The following is a 16,602-nucleotide window of genomic DNA, read 5'->3' as shown; positions in this document are numbered from 1 at the left end:
TCGGAGGCATGACGACTTCCGCTCCCCCGCCCGCCGGCTCCGCCGGGGCCTCCGGCCCGTCCGGCGGCTCCGTCACCGACCGGCTGGTCGAGGCCAACCGCGCGTACGCCGCCGGCTTCCGCGACCCCGGCATGGACGCCCGACCGGTCCTCAGGGTGGCGGTCGTGGCCTGCATGGACGCCCGCCTCGACCTGCACGCCGCGCTGGGGCTGGAGCTCGGCGACTGCCACACCATCCGCAACGCCGGCGGCGTCGTGACCGACGACGCCATACGGTCGCTCACCATCAGCCAGCGCGCCCTGGGCACCCGCTCGGTCATCCTCATCCACCACACCGGCTGCGGCCTGGAGAACCTGACCGAGGACTTCCGGCACGAGCTGGAGGACGAGGTGGGCCAGCGGCCGCCGTGGGCCGTCGAGGCGTTCCGGGACGTCGACCAGGACGTCCGCCAGTCCATGCAGCGCGTGCGGACCAGCCCCTTCCTGCCCCACCGCGGCGATGTGCGAGGCTTCGTCTTCGACGTGCACACCGGGCTCCTGCGGGAGATAGATCCCGCCTCGTGAGTGACACGACCCGTGGAGCCGTCGACAATGCGGGGACGACGCCGCCCGGAACCCCTCCGGGTCCGGCGTCCGTGTCGGGGTGGGCCGGCCGTGCGCAAGGGGCGCCGGCCCCACCGGAAAGGGCCGAGGAGTACCAGGTGACGACCTATGACGACAGAGCGGGTCTCGCGGATCTGACGAGCACGGCCGAGCGCGTGCGCCGGTCCGTCGAGAGCGTGATCGAGGGCAAGCCCGAGGTCGTGCGCATCGCCCTGACCGTGCTTCTGGCCGAGGGCCACCTGCTGATCGAGGACGTGCCCGGCGTCGGCAAGACGATGCTGGCGAAGACCCTCGCGAAGTCGATCGACTGCTCGGTGCAGCGCATCCAGTTCACCCCGGACCTGCTGCCCTCCGACATCACCGGCGTCAGCATCTACGACCAGCAGCGCCGCGAGTTCGAGTTCAAGCCCGGCGCGATCTTCGCGCAGATCGTCATCGGCGACGAGATCAACCGCGCCTCGCCGAAGACCCAGTCGGCGCTGCTGGAGTCGATGGAGGAGCGCCAGGTCACCATCGACGGCACCACATACGCGCTGCCCAGCCCGTTCATGGTGGTCGCCACGCAGAACCCGGTCGAGATGGAGGGCACCTACCCCCTCCCCGAGGCGCAGCGCGACCGCTTCATGGCCCGGGTCTCCGTCGGCTACCCCGGCCCGGACGCCGAGCTGCGGATGCTCGACGTCCACGGCGGGCTGTCGCCCCTGGACGACCTCCAGGCCGTCGCGCACGCCCACGACATCGTCAAGCTGGTGGAGGCCGTCCGGGACGTGTACGTCGCCGAGCCGGTCCGCCGCTACGTCGTCGACCTGGTCTCCGCCACGCGCAGCCACCCGGACCTGCGCCTGGGCGCCTCGCCCCGCGCCACCCTGCACCTGCTGCGCGCGGCGAAGGCCGCGGCCGCCATGGCCGGCCGCGACTTCGTCCTGCCGGACGACGCGCAGGCGCTGGCCGGGCCCGTGCTGGCGCACCGCCTGCTCCCGACGGCGCAGGCCTCCCTGAACCGCCGCACCGCCGAGCAGGTCGTCCAGGACATCGTGCAGCGCACCCCCGTCCCGAGCGCGCACCCGCGCGGCGAGGTGCCCGGCGCCGGCGTCCGGGGCTTCTGATGGGCGCCGGTGCCCCGAGCGGCGCCGGCGGCGAGGGCCGGAGCTCCGGCGGGCTGCGCGCGTCGCTGGCCGGCCTGACCACCCGCGGCCGGTCGTTCCTGGCCGCGGGGGTCGCGGCGGCCCTCTGCTCGTACGTGCTCGGCCAGGCGGAGCTGCTGCGCGTCGGGCTGCTGCTGGCCCTCCTGCCGCTGCTGTGCGTCGCCGTCCTGCACCGCACCCGCCACCGGGTCGCCGGCAGCCGCCGGCTGAGCCCGCAGCGCGTGCCCGCCGGGGACGAGGCGCGGGTGCAGCTGCGCGTCGAGAACGTCTCCCGGGTGCCCACGGGGATGCTGATGCTCCAGGACCGGGTGCCGTACGTGCTCGGTCCGCGGCCGCGGTTCGTGCTGGACCGGGTCGAGCCGGGCGGCCGCCGCGAGGTGTCCTACCGGGTCCGCTCGGACCTGCGCGGCCGCTACCCGCTGGGCCCGCTCCAGCTGCGGCTGACCGACCCGTTCGGGCTGGTCGAGCTGACCCGCTCGTTCAGCACGTACGACGTCCTCACCGTGGTCCCCCGCACCGAGGAGCTGGCCCCGGTCCGGCTGGGCGGGCAGAGCTCCGGCTACGGCGACGGCAGCGGCCGCGCGCTGGCCCTGGCCGGCGAGGACGATGTCATCCCGCGCGGCTACCGGCGCGGCGACGACCTGCGCCGGGTGCACTGGCGCTCGACGGCCCGCTACGGCGAGCTGATGGTCCGCCGGGAGGAGCAGCCGCAGCGCAGCCGGGCCACGGTCCTGCTGGACACGCGCGGCATCGCCTTCGAGGGCGCCGGGCCGGACTCCGCGTTCGAGTGGGCCGTGTCGGGGGCCGCCTCGACCCTGGTCCACCTGCTGGAGCGGGGCTACGCGGTGCGGCTGCTGACCGACCGGGGCGCCGCGTCGTCCGGCGGGGGCGGGGGCTTCTCGCAGGGCGGCCAGGACTCCGTCGAGACCGTCGGAGTGATCATGGACATGCTGGCCGTCGTCGGGCACTCCGACGGGGCCGGGCTCTCCCGCGCGTACGACGCCCTGCAGGCCGGCGACGGCCCGGGCTTCGGCGGGTCGGGCGGCGACGGACTGCTGGTCGCCTTCCTCGGCGAGCTGGACGGCGCACAGACGGAGCTGGCGGCGAAGATGCGCGGCCGCTGCGGCGCCGCGGTGGCGTTCCTGCTGGACCCGGCGCAGTGGGACGGGCGGCCCTCGCGCGTGGAGGAGCGGCTGGACCGGCTGCGCGAGACGGGCTGGACGGCGCTGGCCGTCCAGCCGGGTGCCGCGTACGGCGACCTGTGGCGGCAGGCCGGGAGCGCGCCGCTCGGCACGGACTCCCCGGGGGGCTGGTCATGAGCGGACGTGCACGGCTGACGGTGTTCGCGGTCCTGGCGACGATGCTGGCCTCCTGGTCGCTGGCCTCGCTGGTCGAGTCCTCGGGCTGGCTGCTCCAGGCCGCGGCCCTGCTGTGCCTGCAGAGCGGGGTGGGCGCGGCGGCCCGGCGGGTGCCGCTCGCCCGGCCGCTGACGGCGGCCTCGCAGGTGCTGGTCTCCTCCCTGGTGGTGGTCTTCCTCTTCGCGGGGAAGGGCGAGTCGACCGGGACCGGGCCGATGGCCTATCTGGTGACGGACATCGGCGCGCTGTTCCGCCGTGGTGTGCAGGACGTCGCCGAGTTCGCGATACCGGCCCCGCTGACCGACGGCATCCGGCTGCTGCTGCTGACCGGGGTCCTGGTGATCGGGCTGCTGGTGGACCTGCTGGCGGTGACGATGCGCAGCGCCGCCGCGGCCGGGCTGCCGCTGCTCGCCCTGTACTCGGTGGCCTCGGGGCTCTCCGGCGGCGCCGGCACGCCCTGGTTCTCCTTCCTGCTGGCCGGCGCCGGCTACCTGCTGCTGCTCCTCGCCGAGGGCCGCGACCGGCTGGCCCAGTGGGGCCGCGTCTTCGGCGGGGCCCAGTCCGGCCCGGTGGCCGCGGCCTCCGGGTACGGGTCGGGCGGCGCGGGCTCCGGCCGGCCGCTCTCCCCCGTGCGCACCGGGCGGCGGATCGGCGCGGCCGCGCTGGGCCTGGCGCTGGTGGCGCCGGCGGCGCTGCCCTCGCTGGGCGGCGGCGTCCTCGGCGGGCGCACCGAGGCCGACGGCGGCGGCAGCGGGGTCGGCGGGACGATCTCCGCGGTCAACCCGCTGGTGTCCCTGCAGAGCAGCCTGAACGCGCAGGACAACCGGGTGGTGCTGAAGTACCGGACGGACACGCCCGCCCTGGGCGACCACTACCTGCGGATCCTGGCGCTGGACGAGTTCAACGGCGTGAAGTGGGAGGCGTCCGGCCGGGCCCTGACCGACGTCCCGGAGCGGCTGCCGAACCCGCCGGGGCTGGGCGAGCGGGTCCGCCAGGGCGCGGCCGAGGTCCGTACGAGCGTGTCGGCAGCGGACACGTACGCGCAGCGCTACCTGCCCATGCCGTACCCGGCGACGGGCGTGGACATCCCGGGCCGGTGGCGGTTCGAGCCGGTGGGCCGGACCCTCGTAGGCGACCAGCTGGCCAAGGACCGCTACCAGAACGTGCAGGGCGCGATGTACACGGTGCGGAGCCTGCTGCTGCGGCCGACGGCGGCCCAGCTGCAGTCGGCCCCCGAGCCCGACCCCGCGGTCCGGGCCGAGTACACGAAGCTGCCCGACAACCTTCCGCCGGTGGTGGCGGAAACGGCCCGGCAGGTCGTCAAGGGCGCGAGGGACGACTACACGCGCGCGGTGCGGCTCCAGGACTTCTTCGCCGTGAACGGCGGCTTCCGCTACGACACGAAGGTGGCGTCGGGCACGGGCCCGCAGGCCATCGCCCGGTTCCTGGCGGACAAGGAGGGCTTCTGCATCCACTTCGCCTTCTCGATGGCCGCGATGTCGCGCTCTCTCGGCATCCCGGCCCGGGTGGCGGTCGGGTTCACCCCCGGTGAGAAGCAGGCCGACGGCAGTGTGAACGTCTCCATGCGGGACGCCCACGCCTGGCCGGAGCTGTACTTCGAGGGCGTCGGCTGGACCCGCTTCGAGCCGACCCCGCGCCAGGGGCTCACCCTGCCGGACTACGCGCGGTCCGAGGGCCCGGCGGCCCAGCCGTCGGCGCCGGCGCCGCTCCCCTCGCAGAGCGCGGCGGAGCCGTCGGCGGCGCCGTCGCAGGCCGACGCCTGCCCGCCGGAGCTGCGGCGGCTCGGCGAGTGCGGCGGCCCTGCCCCGCAGGAGGCGGCCGGCGGCAAGGGCGGCGGCCCGTCCGTCGGGGCGGTCCTCGGCTGGGCGGCCGCGGCGGCGGTCGTCGTCGGCGTGCCGATGCTGCCGCTGCTGTGGCGGTCCCGGCTGCGGGCGCGGCGGCTGGCCGGGGGCGGCGTGCTGCCGGCCTGGGAGGAGCTGCACGACGCGGCCTGGGACACCGGCATCGTCCCGGACAGGGCGCTGTCCCCGCGGGCGGCCGCCGACCGGCTCGTCGCGGCGGGTCGGCTCGACGGGGAGGCCGCGGCGGCGGTCCGCCGGCTCTCCGACGCGGTGGAGCGGGCGCTGTACGCCCCGCCGGGCGCCCCGGAGGCGGAGCCGCGGGCCGAGGTGGCGCAGGACGTGCTGGCGGTCCGGGCGGCGCTGCTGGCCGCTGCCGGCCGGCGGGGCCGGCTGCGGGCGCTGCTGGCGCCGCGCTCGGCGGCGCGGGTGCGGTGGGCGGTACGGGCGCGGCGCGACGCCGCGGCGGCCGCGGCCGCCCGCCGGGCGGTGGCGCTGCGGGCCCGGGTGCGGCTGCCGCTGCGGGGCCGCGGCTGATTCCGCGCCCCGGAAAGACGAAGGCGCCGGTGCGGCGTGGCTCGATCCCCCCGAGCCGCGCCGCACCGGCGTCCGCGGTGCACCGGGCGCAGGCCGTCAGGATCCGGCCCGGTGGCGGCAGGGTCCCGGTCCGCACCGGCCGCCCCGTGTCGGCGGTCCGGACCGGTCCCCCGTCCGATGCCCCGAGTCTGGCGTCTGCGCAGAGGGCAGCCCATCCGCGCACGTACTCATTCCGCTCCTGGGTACGGGTACTCAGGCTCGGCGGCGGACCGGGGCGGGCCCCACCAGTAGTACGCGGCCGGGCCCCCCGCGCGGCACCGCCGATCGGGGGTCGCCCCTCAGCGGTTGCCGCTGACCCGGCCCCGCAGCAGCAGCGACAGCGCGGAGTGGACGTCGTCCAGGGACCGCTCCCGCTGGAAGGACTGCCAGTCCAGCGCGGCCACCAGGACCATCCCGACGAGGGCCGCGGCCGTCAGCGGGACGTCGATCTCCGGGCTGAGCTCGGCGCGCTCCACGCCCTCGGCGAGGACCGTCTCGACGACGGCCACCGCCTCCTGCCGGACCACCATCAGGGTGGACTGCCAGGTGCGGTTGGTCCGCCACAGCTCGGCGACGTACAGCTGGGTGAAGGCGGGGTAGCGGTCGATGAAGACGAGGCCGGCGCGGATCATCGCGTCCAGCGCCTCGACGCGGCTGCCGCCGTTCGCCTCCGTGGACTCGGCCGCCTCCCGCAGGGAGGCGGTGAGCAGGCCGACGCCGTGCCGCAGCAACTCCTCGAAGAGGTCGTTCTTGCTCGCGAAGTTGTAGTAGACCGTGCCCTTCGCGACGCCGGCCCGTTCGGCGATCTCGTCGACCGTGGTCGCGGAGAACCCCTGCTCGGCGATGAGCGTGACGGCCGCTTCGTAGAGCTTCTGGCGTGTCGCCTGCCGGCGTCCGCCGCCGGCGGACGCGCCGGTGCTGCTGCTTTCCATGGCGCTGATTCTCACAGGTCACCGGCTCCTTACAGGCTCAGTTCGGGGTGGAGCCGGTCCATCGTCCACACCTGCTTGCCGCGGGCGGCCAGTGCGGTCAGGGCGAGGGCGCCGGCGGTGAAGGCCGCCAGCACGGCGCAGCCCTGCCAGACGGGGCCGAGGTCGCCGCCGGTGATCAGGCGGCGCAGGCTCTCGACGACGTACGACATCGGCAGGTACGGGTGGACGGCGTTGAAGAACCCGGGGCTGGTCTGGACGGGGTAGGTGCCGCCGGCCGAGGTCAGCTGGAGCATCAGCACGGCCAGGACCAGGATGCGCCCGGCCGCGCCGAACTTGGCGTTCAGCCACTGCACGATGGCCGCGAAGCAGCCGGTGACCAGGACGAGGAAGCCGATGGCCAGGGCGGGGCGGGCGAGTTCCAGGCCGAGGCCCCAGTGCAGCACGGACATCAGCATGGCGACCTGCAGGGCGCCCAGCCCGGCCACGGGCAGCCAGCCGGCGAGGGCGATCCGCCAGGGCGAGGCGCCGGCGGCCAGGGCCCGCTTGTTCATGGGGGCGATCAGCATGTAGGCGACCATCGCGCCGACCCAGAGGGACAGCGGGATGAAGTACGGGGCGAAGCCGGTGCCGTAGTTGGGCGCCTTGTGCAGGGACTCGTTGGCGAGCCTGACCGGGTCGGCCATGACCTCGGTGCGCGTGTCGCGCTGCTCCCGGTCGTAGTTCGGGATCTTGTCGGCGCCCTGGTGCAGGCCGTCGGCGAGGTCGGCGTTGCCGTCGGCGAGCTTGAACAGGCCGCCGTCGAGGCTGTGCGCGCCGTCGCCGAGCTTGCCGACGCCGTTGCCGATGGCGGCGGACCCCGCGGTGGCCTTGCCGATGCCCGCGTGGAGCTGGGCCATGCCGGTGGCGACCTTCTGGGCGCCGTTGTTCAGGGCGTTGATCTCGGCGGCTGCCGCATCGAGGCGGGAGGCCAGGCTGGGGGCGTCCGCGGCGAGCTTGCGGGCCTTCTTCTCCAGGTCGGCGAGCTGCCTGCGGAGGGCGGCCAGGTCGCCGTTCGAGTCCTTGGCGAGGGCCTCGACGTCGCCGGTGAGCAGGGCGGCCTCGGCGCTGGCCTCCTTCAGCTTCTTCATCTGGGGGCAGGCGGCGGGCAGCGGCTTGGGCGCGCTGCCGGTGCAGGTGCCCGTGTACGTCTCGGAGGCCAGGGCGGCCACCTTCTTGCTGGCACTGGCGGCGGCCGGCGCCTTCTTGGTGAAGGTGTCGAGGTGGTTCTGCACGACCTTCGCGGTGTCGGCGACGAGGATCGCGGCGTCGGCCACCTGCTGCGGGTTGTCGAGGTGGGGGCGGGCCTGGGAGGCGATGCCGTTGAACTTGTCGGCGAGCTTGCGGGTGCCGCCGGCGATGTCCCTGGTGCCGGTCTCCAGCTTGCCGGCGGCCGTGTCGAGCTTCTGCAGCCCGCCGGTCAGCTCGCCGTTCTTCTCCTCGACGGTGTCGAGGCCCTCGGCGATCTCCTTGGCGCCCTCCTTGGCCTTGGTCGCGCCGTCCTTGAGCTTGTCGGCGCCCTCGGCGGCCTCCGCGGTCTTGCCGTGCAGGTCGGAGAAGGAGACGAAGATCTTGTCGAGGAACTTCCGCGACGTATTGGTCGAGGCGGCGGAGCGGACCTCGGCGAACACGGTGCGGGAGATCGAGCCGACGATGTAGTTGTTCGCGTCGTTGGTGCGGACCTGGAGTGCGCCGGTCGCCGGGTCGTCGCCGGAGCTGGAGGCGATCTTCTCGCTGAAGTCGGCCGGCATGGTCAGGGACAGGTAGTACGTCCCGTTCTCCAGGCCCTTGGCGGCCTGCTCGGCGCCGACCTCGTGCCACTCGAAGGTCTTGCTGTCGTGGAGCTTCTTCGTGATCTCGTCGCCGGCGGCGATCCGCTCGCCTTCGACGGTGGCGCCCTTGTCGGCGTTGACGAGGGCGACGGGCACCTTGTCGAGCCGGCTGTACGGGTCCCAGAAGGACCACAGGTACAGGGCTCCATAGAGCAGCGGCAGCAGGAGCAGCGCGACCAGGGCGGCCCGCGGCAGCTTCCCCCGCCCGAACCGCTTCAGCTCAAGCGCGGCCAGCTTCGGCGAGCGCATCGCCAGCCCCCTTCGTGTCGTCGTCGGTGCGGTCTTCGGTGCGGTCTTCGGTGCGGTCTTCGGTGCCGGCCGGGCCGGCGGTGTCGGCGGGCTCGCCATCCTCGGCGGGCTCTGCGTCCGGGGCGGGCTCCCCGTCCGGGCCCGTGCGCACGACCCGCACGCCCTCGGGGGCCTGGCTGCACACCGCGAGGACGGTGGTCCCGGACGCGGCGATCGAGCGGAGCAGGTCCCAGGCCTCCTCACGCTCGGTGTCCGAGAGCTTGAGGCCGACGTCGTCGAGGGCCAGCAGCCGGGGCGAGCCCAGCAGGGCGAGGGCCAGGGAGAGCCGGACGGCCTCCAGGCGCTCCAGGTCCCGGACGGAGGTCCGCAGCCCCTTCGGCAGGGCGACCGGGTCGAGGCCGACTGCGGCCAGCGCCGCGTCGATCCGGGCCGCGGCCGCCTGTCCGCGGCTGCCGCGCGGGCGCAGCAGGGCGCGCAGGGGGCCCTCGTAGCGGCGCTGTAGCAGGGCCCCCTCGCGCAGCTGCTCGCCCACGGTCAGGGCCTGGTCGAGGTCGTTGACTCCGGGCACCGGGCCGAGGCCCGCGATGCGGCGGACCGCGCCCATCCGCCTGGGCAGCGGGAGCCCGGCCACCTCGGCGCGGCCCGCGGTGGGCTTCATGCGCCCGGTGAGGGCGAGCAGCAGGCAGGTCCGGCCGCTGCCCGAAGGGCCTTCGATCGCGAGGAGCGTGCCGGGCGCGGCGTCGATGTCCACTCCGCGGAACGCCCAGCCGCGCGGGCCCTTGAGTCCGAAGTCCTCGGCTTTGACGGCCGCGCCGTGCGGGCTGTCCACACCGCCCCCTCCCTTTTGAACTGACCAGTCAGTTCAAAAACTAGCACCCTCATCGCCCGTTCGCGCGCCCCGGGGCCGATTGCCCCGATCCGGGCGGGAAAACCGCAGGTCGGCGCGATTGTCAGTGGGGCCCGCGACGATGGACCAGGCATCACCAGGCGCCGCGAAGAGCAGTACGCAACGACAGGAGGTTCGTCATGGCCACACCGTCCCCGTCCCCTGTCCACCCCGTCCCGCGCAGGTCGGCCGCGCCGCCGGCCGCGCTCGACCTGCTCGCCAAGGCCCGCAGCGGCCTGGCCGAGGCCTCCGCCCTGAGCCGCCCCAACGAGCGCTACGCCACCGCCCACCTCGCCGCGCTCCGCACCGCGGCCGCCGTGCTCGCGGCCCGCGCCCGGCCCGAGCCCGCCCACCCGCGGCGCCGCCCCCGCATACGCAGCGCCTGGGAGGTCCTGCCGGAGCTCGCGCCCGAACTGGCCGAGTGGAGCGCGCTCTTCGCGTCCGGAGCGGCCCGCCGCGCCCGCGCCGAGGCCGGCATACCCGACGCGGCGAGCGAGGAGGACGCCGCGTACCTGCTGCGCGCCGCGGAGATGTTCCTGCGGCTGGTGGAGCGGATGCTCGCGCTCCGGCCGGTGGCGCAGCCGGTGCCGCAGCAGGCCCTGCCGCAGCCCCGCCCCGAGCCGCGCCCGGAGCGTCCGGACGCGGGGTGAGCTGCACCGCTGCCGGAGGCAATAGGGTGGGGCACGCATCGCACGACCAGCCCGCCCCTTCCGCGCCGAGGAGTCATCAGCCGTGTCGGACACTTCCCGCCCCCGTGCCTCCCTCCGCACCGCCGTGGTGTGGGAGGTCCTCAAGGAGGCCCTCGACCGCCGGGTGAAGGCGACCGGGCGGGACGTGCTCGACGTGCTGGACACCGGCGGCGGCACCGGCATGTTCGCGGTCCCGCTGGCCCGCCTCGGCCACCGCGTCACCGTGGTCGACCCCAGCCCGAACGCGCTGTTCGGGCTGGAGCGCCGGGTCGCCGAGGCCGGCGTCGCCGACCGGGTCCGCGGCGTCCAGGGCGACGCCCAGGGCCTGCTCGACGTCGTCGAGCGGGAGGCCTACGACGTGGTGCTCTGCCACGGCGTCCTGGAGTACGTCGACGACCCGGCCGAAGGCGCCGCCAACGCCGTCGCCGCCCTGCGCCCCGGCGGCACGCTCAGCCTGCTCGCAGCCGGCCTCGGCGGCGCCGTGCTGGCCCGCGCCCTCGCCGGCCACTTCACCGAGGCCCGCGCGGCCCTCGGCGACCCGGCCGGCCGCTGGGGCGCGGGCGACCCGGTCCCGCGGCGCTTCACCGCCGACCAGCTTGCCGAGCTCGTCGGCGGGGCCGGCCTGGAGGTCGGCGCGGTCCACGGCGTCCGCGTCTTCGCCGACCTGGTCCCCGGCGTCCTCGTGGACACCGAGCCCGGCGCCGTGGAGGCGCTGATGCGCCTGGAGGAGGCCGCCGCCGAGCTGCCCGCCTTCCACGCCATCGCCACCCAGCTGCACGTCCTCGGCGAGAAGCCCGCCTGACCCCCCGGCCGGCCTGCGGCGCCGGCCCGCCCCGGGCTGTTCCGCGGACTCCCTCCGCTCCGGGCGGGCTCGCCGTATGATCGGGGCACCACCCGGCATGGCGGACGGATCAGCGGGGAATAACGACCTCACTGCCCGGCCCCCGGCTGTACGGCCCCGCGCCGTACCGGCGATGGGCAGTGCCTCTCCGGGCGGCGCATTTTTCAACCCGGCGCGGAGGGCGGGTGTCACGGGGGCGATTCCCCGCCTATCCTGAAGGGGACCCTGGTCGCTACCCCCCGCGACCGAAGGATGAGGAGGACTCCCGTGCCGCTCTCGGAGCACGAGCAGCGAATGCTCGAGCAGATGGAGCGAGCGCTGTACGCCGAAGACCCCAAGTTCGCGACAGCGCTTGAGGGAAGCGGACTGCGCACGTACACCCGGCGACGGGTCTACCAGGCAGTCGCAGGCATTGTGGTGGGTATCGCGCTCCTCATGACCGGTGTGATCGTCCCGAACGTACTCTGGGTCAGCGTGGTGGGTTTCCTCGTCATGCTCGGCTGTACGCTCCTCGCGGTCACCGGTTGGCGCAAGGCGCCCAAGCCTGGCGAGCAGCCCGTCTCCGGCAGTGCAGGCGGTTCGGCCCGTGGCCGGAACCGGCAGCGTCGGTCGATGATGAACCGCATCGAGGATCGGTGGCAGCGCCGCCGTGACGAGCAGGGGCACTGACGTCCCCGGGCGCGGATGACGGGGACGGCGCCCCCGCGGCAGCCGTTCCCGCACACGCCCTGCCCCGGACCCCGGGTCCGGCTGATGCCGCGCGGTGCGGCACCATGATCCGGTGAGCGTCCTCCCCCTGGTCTTCACCAGCGGCTGGGCCAGCGGCATCAACGCGTACGCCGTGGTCCTCCTGCTGGGCGTCTTCGGTGCGACCGGCCTCAGCGACGACGTCCCCGCGGCCCTCCAGCGCACCGACGTCCTCGTCGCGGCCGGCGTCCTCTTCCTGTGCGAGGCCGTCGCCGACAAGATCCCGTACGTGGACTCCGCCTGGGACGCCGTCCACACTGTCGTCCGCCCCGTCGCCGGAGCCGTCGTCGGGGCGCTGCTGGCCGGGCAGAGCGGCTCCCTCTCCGATCTCGCCGCCGGTGCGATCGGCGGCTCCACCGCCCTCGCCAGCCACGCCGTCAAGGCCGGCACCCGCATGGCCGTCAACACCTCCCCGGAGCCGGTCAGCAACATCGCGCTCAGCACCGCCGAGGACATCGGCGTCGCCGCCGTGGTCGCCCTCGCCGTGTTCCACCCCGTCGCCGCCGCCGCCGTCGCGGCCGTCCTCCTCGCCCTCGGCCTGGCCGTCCTCGTCCTGCTGTGGACCCGGATCCGCCGCTTCCTGCGCCGCCGGGCGCAGCGCCGCGAGGAGAAACGGCTGGCCGGGCACGTCCGGGAGCCCTCCGGCCCGGCGGCGGGCCCACCCCGCTGACCCCGGCCGCCGCTCGATAGGGTCGGGCGCATGGCACGAATTGCGGTGATCGGCGCCGGCATGGGCGCGATGGCCACGGCGGCCCGGCTGGCCGTCGCAGGGCAGCAGGTGACGGTGTACGAGCAGGGTCCGACGTACGGCGGCGCCGTCGGCCGCCGCACCCGCGAAGGCTTCGCCTTCGACACGGGGCCGGGGCTGCTGCACCTGCCCGCCGTCTACCGGGACCTGTTCGTCAAGACCGGCAAGCGCCCGCTCGACGACTGCGTCGACATGGTGCAGGTCGACCCCGCCGTCCGGCACCTCCTCGCCGACGGCACGGAGGCCGTCCTCCCCGCCGTCTCCCGCGGCGGCGCCGCCGCCGCCCTCGACCGGGCCTTCGGCTCCGGCACGGGGGAGCGCTGGAACGAGGTCCTGAACCGGGCCCGCGACGCCTGGGACGCCACCCGCCGCCCCCTGCTGGAGGAGCCGCTGCGGCCCGACTGGCAGGTGCTGGGCCGCGACCCGTACCCGGCCGTCCGCAAGAGCGGGCTGCTGCGCCGCCGCCCGCCCACCCTCGCCGAGACCGCCGCCCGCGAACTCGGCGGGCCCGCCGGGGAGCTGCTGGCGGCCCGGGTCCGGGCGTACGGCCTCGACCCGGCGGCCGTGCCCGCCTCCGCGGCCGTGCTGCCGTACATGGAGCAGACCTTCGGCAGCTGGTACGTCCGCGGCGGCATGCGGGAGCTGGCCGCCGCCGTGTACGAGCGCTGCCTGGAGCGGAAGGTCTCCTTCGTCTTCGACGCCCCCGTCCGGGAGGTGCTCGCCCGCGGCGGCCGGGCCGCCGGGCTGGTCCTGGCCGACGGGACGGAGGCCGCCGCCGACTCCGTGGTGTGCGCGGCCGACCCGCGCGGCCTCGGCGGGGTGCCGCTGCCGGCCGGCGGGGTGCCCGCCCGCGGCTCCGGCGAGGCGAGCCGGCTCACGCTGTTCCTCGCGCTGCGCGGCGAGCGGCCCCCGGGCACCGTGCACCGGACCCTCGTCCACTCCCCCGGCGCGCTGCTCACCGTGCTGCGCCCCGACGACCCGGCCGCCGTCCCCGACGCGGGCCACGAGGCGGTCACCGTGACGGCCGTGTGCCCCGCCGCCGGGAGGGGGCCGGCGCCCGACCCGGAGGTGCTGCTGGAGCTGGCCGCGCGGGCCGTGCCCGATCTCCGCGAGCGGCTGCTGTGGCACGAGGTGCACGCGCCCGCCGACATCGCGGCCGCCACGGGGGCCGCGGGCGGTGCGGTGCCCCCGCCCGCGCTCGCCGGAGCGGACGGCCGGCTGCTCTACCCGGCGAACACCACCGGCCTGCCGGGGCTGTACCTGGCGGGCGGCTGGGCGCACCCCGGCGGCGGGCTCCCGCACGCCGGGATGACCGGGGCCCTGGTGGCCGGGCTGATCGTGGAGGGGGCCGGCTTCCGCGGCTCCCGGTGAGTGCGGGGCGGCCGGGCGGGCCTCAGTAGCGGTACTGCTCGTACTCGCCGGTGCCCTGGTACGGGTACTGCTGCGGCTGCTGGTACGGCCCGCCCGCCTGGTCGTCCTCCGGGTAGGGCTGCGCGACGTCCCGCTGCTGCGGCACCCACACCCCGCCGGGCGGGGTGTCCATCGCGTACGGGTCCTGGGCGCCGCCCCCGCCGTACGGGTCCTGCGCCTGGCCCGCGTACGGGGTGTAGTCGTACGGCTGCTGCGGGATGACGCCGCCGCCGGTGCCGATGTACGGGTCCGAGTAGGCGGCGTACACCTGCTGTCCGCCGTCCTGGTAGCCGGCGGAGTAGTCGAAGCCGCCCTGGGACTGCGGGTCCTGGTAGGCGGCGTAGCCGTGCGCGTCCTGCTCGGCCCCGCCGGAGGCGAAACTCTGTATCCCGTACGTGCCGGTCTCGTCGGGCAGCGGCTCCGGGCTGTAGAACTCCTCGGTCGCGGCCCGGAAGCGCGGGCGGGGCTCCCGCTCCGCCGACTCCCCGTCGCCGTCCCCGCCCGCCGGGCCGGCCCCGTCGGAGCCGTACTGCAGCGAGGTCACCTCCAGCGCGGGCTCGGTGCGTGCGGCGCCGCCGCGGCGGCGCCGGGCGGGCCGGCCGGGCGCCGCGTCCGCCTTGCCGCGGCGCAGCGCCCAGCCGGCCTCGAAGCCCTTGCGGAAGGAGAGCGTCACCAGCGTCTGGCCCACGGCGAACGCGGCCGCGCCGGCGGCGATGACGAGGACCGACGGCAGGATCACCCCGGCGACGACGCCGAGGAACCCGGCGAACGCGAGCAGCCGCCAGCGCAGCCGGGCCTTGTACTGCATCAGGACCTCGGCGAGCAGCCACAGCGCGACGAAGCCGAACGCGATGTAGAGGACCGTCATTCCCATGCGTGGCACCCCTCGGTACGGCCGCCCTGGGAACGGCCGATCAGGCCCGCTTGTGCAGGCCCAGGTTCTCGTAGATCTCGAGAGTCGCCGTGGAGTTGTTCAGCGTGATGAAGTGCAGCCCCGGGACACCCTCGGACAGCAGCCGCGCGCAGAACTCCGTGGCGAACTCGATCCCCATGGAGCGTACAGCGGCCGGATCGTCCTTGACGGCGAGCATGCGCTCTTTCACGGCGTCCGGGAAGACCGCGTTGCTGAGCTGGGGCAGCCGGTCGAGCTGCTTGACGGCCACAACAGGCATGACCTCAGGGATGATCGGGGTGTCGCAGCCCGCCTTCTCGGCGCTGTCGCGGAGCCGCAGATAATTCTCCGGATCGAAGAACATCTGGGTGATCGCGTAGTCGGCGCCTGCACGGCACTTGTCCACGAAGTGCCGGATGTCCGTATCCCAGTCGGTGGACCGGGGGTGCATCTCGGGGAACGCGGCGACGCCCACGCAGAAGTCGCCGGACTCCTTCAGCAGCCGGACGAGGTCGGCGGCGTAGTGGACGCCCTCGGGGTGCGGCACCCACGGGCCCATGGGGTCGCCCGGCGGATCGCCGCGCACGGCCAGCATGTTGCGGATGCCCGCGTCGGCGAACCGGCCGATGACGTTGCGCAGCTCGGCGATCGAGTGGTCGACCGCGGTGAGGTGCGCGACGGGCGTGAGGGTGGTGTCGGAGGCGATCTGCTGGGTCGCCTTGACGGTGCCGCCGCGGGTGGAGCCGCCGGCGCCGTACGTGACGGAGACGAAGCTGGGGGCGACCGCCTCGATGCGGCGCAGCGCGTCCCAGAGGTTGCGTTCGCCCTTCTCCGTCTTGGGTGCCCAGAACTCGAAGGAGTACGAGGGGTCCCCGGACGCCAGCAGGTCGCGGACCGTGCGGGCGCGGTCCGTTCGGGTGGAAGCTGTTCCAAGGGCCATACCGGCAGGTTAGACGGGCGCTCGCGGACTCCGAAGCCGTGTCCGCCTGCTGGACAGCCTTTTGGACACCCTCAGGCGGTGCGGGCCCGGACGCGTGCGGCCAGGCCGGCGGCCGCGGCCCCCGGGTCGGAGGCCTCCGTGAGGGCGCGGACGACGACGACGCGGGTGGCGCCGGCGTCGAGGACCTCGTCGAGGTTGCCGGCGTCGATCCCGCCGATGGCGAACCAGGGGCGGTCCGGGCGCAGGGAGGCCGCGTACCGGACGAGGTCCAGGCCGGGGGCGTGCCGGCCGGGCTTGGTGGGGGTGGGCCAGCAGGGGCCGGTGCAGAAGTAGTCCACGCCGGGTTCGGCGGCGGCCGCGGCGGCCTCGGCCTCCGCGTGGCAGGAGCGGCCGATGCGGACGCCGTCGCCGAGGATCGCGCGGGCGGCCGGGACGGGGATGTCACCCTGGCCGAGGTGGAGGACGTCGGAGCCGATGGCGTGCGCGACGTCGGCGCGGTCGTTCACGGCGAGGAGCTTTCCGTGGCGGCGGGCCGCCTCGGCGAACACCTCCAGGTGCTCCAGTTCCTCGCCGGCCTCCATGCCCTTGTCGCGGAGCTGGACGATGTCCACGCCGCCGGCGAGGACCGCGTCGAGGAACTCGGGGAGGTCCCCCTGCCGCTTGCGGGCGTCCGTGCACAGGTAGAGCCGGGCGTCGGACAGCTGCTGCCGCACGTTCGCGGACATGGGTACCCCCTGGTGGTGCGGCGGGGGGGGGGCCCCCCCCCCCCGTGGGGGGTGGCCCTCCCCAGTGGGGGGGGGTTGGGTTGTTTTTGGGGAGGGTGAACTGGGGGTTAGGGTGGGCTCCCCTCTTTTTCCTTC

Annotated in this window: 15 protein-coding genes; 9 read left to right on the top strand and 6 right to left on the bottom strand. The window is 75.2% G+C overall.

Annotated elements, in window-relative coordinates; genetic code table 11:
• Positions 1 to 8: 8 nt before the first annotated feature.
• The 4 genes from ACZ462_RS19985 (at position 9) to ACZ462_RS19970 (ending at position 5,501) form a co-directional block, all read left to right on the top strand.
• Positions 9 to 563, top strand: a complete 555-nt coding sequence (locus ACZ462_RS19985) for a beta-class carbonic anhydrase (protein ID WP_467807279.1) — start codon at positions 9 to 11, stop codon at positions 561 to 563.
• Between the two features lie 137 nt (positions 564 to 700).
• Positions 701 to 1,708, top strand: coding sequence for an AAA family ATPase (locus ACZ462_RS19980; protein WP_467807280.1), 1,008 nt, complete (start codon positions 701 to 703; stop codon positions 1,706 to 1,708).
• The gene (locus ACZ462_RS19975) at positions 1,708 to 3,066 is read left to right on the top strand and encodes a DUF58 domain-containing protein (RefSeq protein ID WP_467807281.1); all 1,359 of its coding nucleotides are present in this window, start codon (positions 1,708 to 1,710) and stop codon (positions 3,064 to 3,066) included. The genes ACZ462_RS19980 and ACZ462_RS19975 overlap by 1 nt, the downstream gene beginning before the upstream one ends.
• Positions 3,063 to 5,501, top strand: a complete 2,439-nt coding sequence (locus ACZ462_RS19970; RefSeq protein ID WP_467807283.1) for a transglutaminase TgpA family protein — start codon at positions 3,063 to 3,065, stop codon at positions 5,499 to 5,501. Before ACZ462_RS19975 ends, ACZ462_RS19970 begins: the two co-directional genes overlap by 4 nt.
• Before the next feature lie 338 nt (positions 5,502 to 5,839).
• Here ACZ462_RS19970 and ACZ462_RS19965 read toward each other — a convergent pair whose 3' ends face one another.
• From ACZ462_RS19965 to ACZ462_RS19955, 3 genes are read right to left on the bottom strand one after another with little or no spacing between them, the layout of a single operon-like run.
• Positions 5,840 to 6,472 carry a TetR/AcrR family transcriptional regulator gene (locus tag ACZ462_RS19965; RefSeq protein ID WP_467807284.1) on the bottom strand — a complete coding sequence of 211 codons (633 nt, stop codon included), beginning with the start codon at positions 6,470 to 6,472 and terminating at the stop codon, positions 5,840 to 5,842.
• Positions 6,473 to 6,501: 29 nt separating this feature from the next.
• On the bottom strand, positions 6,502 to 8,589 hold the full coding sequence (locus tag ACZ462_RS19960; protein ID WP_467807285.1) for a YhgE/Pip family protein: 2,088 nt from the start codon (positions 8,587 to 8,589) through the stop codon (positions 6,502 to 6,504).
• Positions 8,561 to 9,418 (bottom strand): ATP-binding cassette domain-containing protein, encoded by an 858-nt coding sequence (locus ACZ462_RS19955; protein ID WP_467807287.1) that lies wholly within the window; start codon positions 9,416 to 9,418, stop codon positions 8,561 to 8,563. Before ACZ462_RS19955 ends, ACZ462_RS19960 begins: the two co-directional genes overlap by 29 nt.
• Before the next feature lie 197 nt (positions 9,419 to 9,615).
• Here ACZ462_RS19955 and ACZ462_RS19950 point away from each other — a divergent pair, with 197 nt between their 5' ends.
• The 5 genes from ACZ462_RS19950 to ACZ462_RS19930 all read left to right on the top strand — a co-directional run bounded on the left by ACZ462_RS19950 (position 9,616) and on the right by ACZ462_RS19930 (position 13,871).
• Positions 9,616 to 10,125 carry an SAV_6107 family HEPN domain-containing protein gene (locus ACZ462_RS19950; protein WP_467807288.1) on the top strand — a complete coding sequence of 170 codons (510 nt, stop codon included), beginning with the start codon at positions 9,616 to 9,618 and terminating at the stop codon, positions 10,123 to 10,125.
• A gap of 82 nt (positions 10,126 to 10,207) precedes the next feature.
• Entirely contained in the window at positions 10,208 to 10,966 is a 759-nt protein-coding gene (locus ACZ462_RS19945) for a methyltransferase (protein ID WP_467807289.1), read from the top strand.
• A gap of 306 nt (positions 10,967 to 11,272) precedes the next feature.
• Entirely contained in the window at positions 11,273 to 11,674 is a 402-nt protein-coding gene (locus ACZ462_RS19940; protein WP_467807291.1) for a DUF3040 domain-containing protein, read from the top strand.
• A 112-nt stretch (positions 11,675 to 11,786) separates the two neighbouring features.
• Complete coding sequence (locus tag ACZ462_RS19935) at positions 11,787 to 12,422, top strand: DUF4126 domain-containing protein (RefSeq protein WP_467807292.1); 636 nt, start codon at positions 11,787 to 11,789, stop codon at positions 12,420 to 12,422.
• A gap of 30 nt (positions 12,423 to 12,452) precedes the next feature.
• A complete protein-coding gene (locus ACZ462_RS19930) occupies positions 12,453 to 13,871 on the top strand; it encodes a phytoene desaturase family protein (RefSeq protein WP_467807293.1) in 1,419 nt (472 codons plus the stop codon).
• Positions 13,872 to 13,893: 22 nt separating this feature from the next.
• On the opposite strand, the gene ACZ462_RS19925 is transcribed toward ACZ462_RS19930, so the two are convergent.
• The 3 genes from ACZ462_RS19925 to thiE form a co-directional block, all read right to left on the bottom strand.
• Positions 13,894 to 14,784 (bottom strand): hypothetical protein, encoded by an 891-nt coding sequence (locus tag ACZ462_RS19925; RefSeq protein WP_467807295.1) that lies wholly within the window; start codon positions 14,782 to 14,784, stop codon positions 13,894 to 13,896.
• 40 nt (positions 14,785 to 14,824) lie between these two features.
• A complete protein-coding gene (metF, locus tag ACZ462_RS19920; protein ID WP_467807296.1) occupies positions 14,825 to 15,742 on the bottom strand; it encodes a methylenetetrahydrofolate reductase [NAD(P)H] in 918 nt (305 codons plus the stop codon).
• 71 nt (positions 15,743 to 15,813) lie between these two features.
• Positions 15,814 to 16,467, bottom strand: a complete 654-nt coding sequence (gene thiE, locus ACZ462_RS19915; protein WP_467807297.1) for a thiamine phosphate synthase — start codon at positions 16,465 to 16,467, stop codon at positions 15,814 to 15,816.
• Positions 16,468 to 16,602 lie beyond the last annotated feature (135 nt).

The sequence above is a fragment of the Streptomyces sp. NPDC031121 genome, from assembly GCF_055570615.1.
The sequence above is the reverse complement of the archived record's forward strand: the minus strand, read 5'-3'. Positions and strand labels throughout refer to the sequence as shown.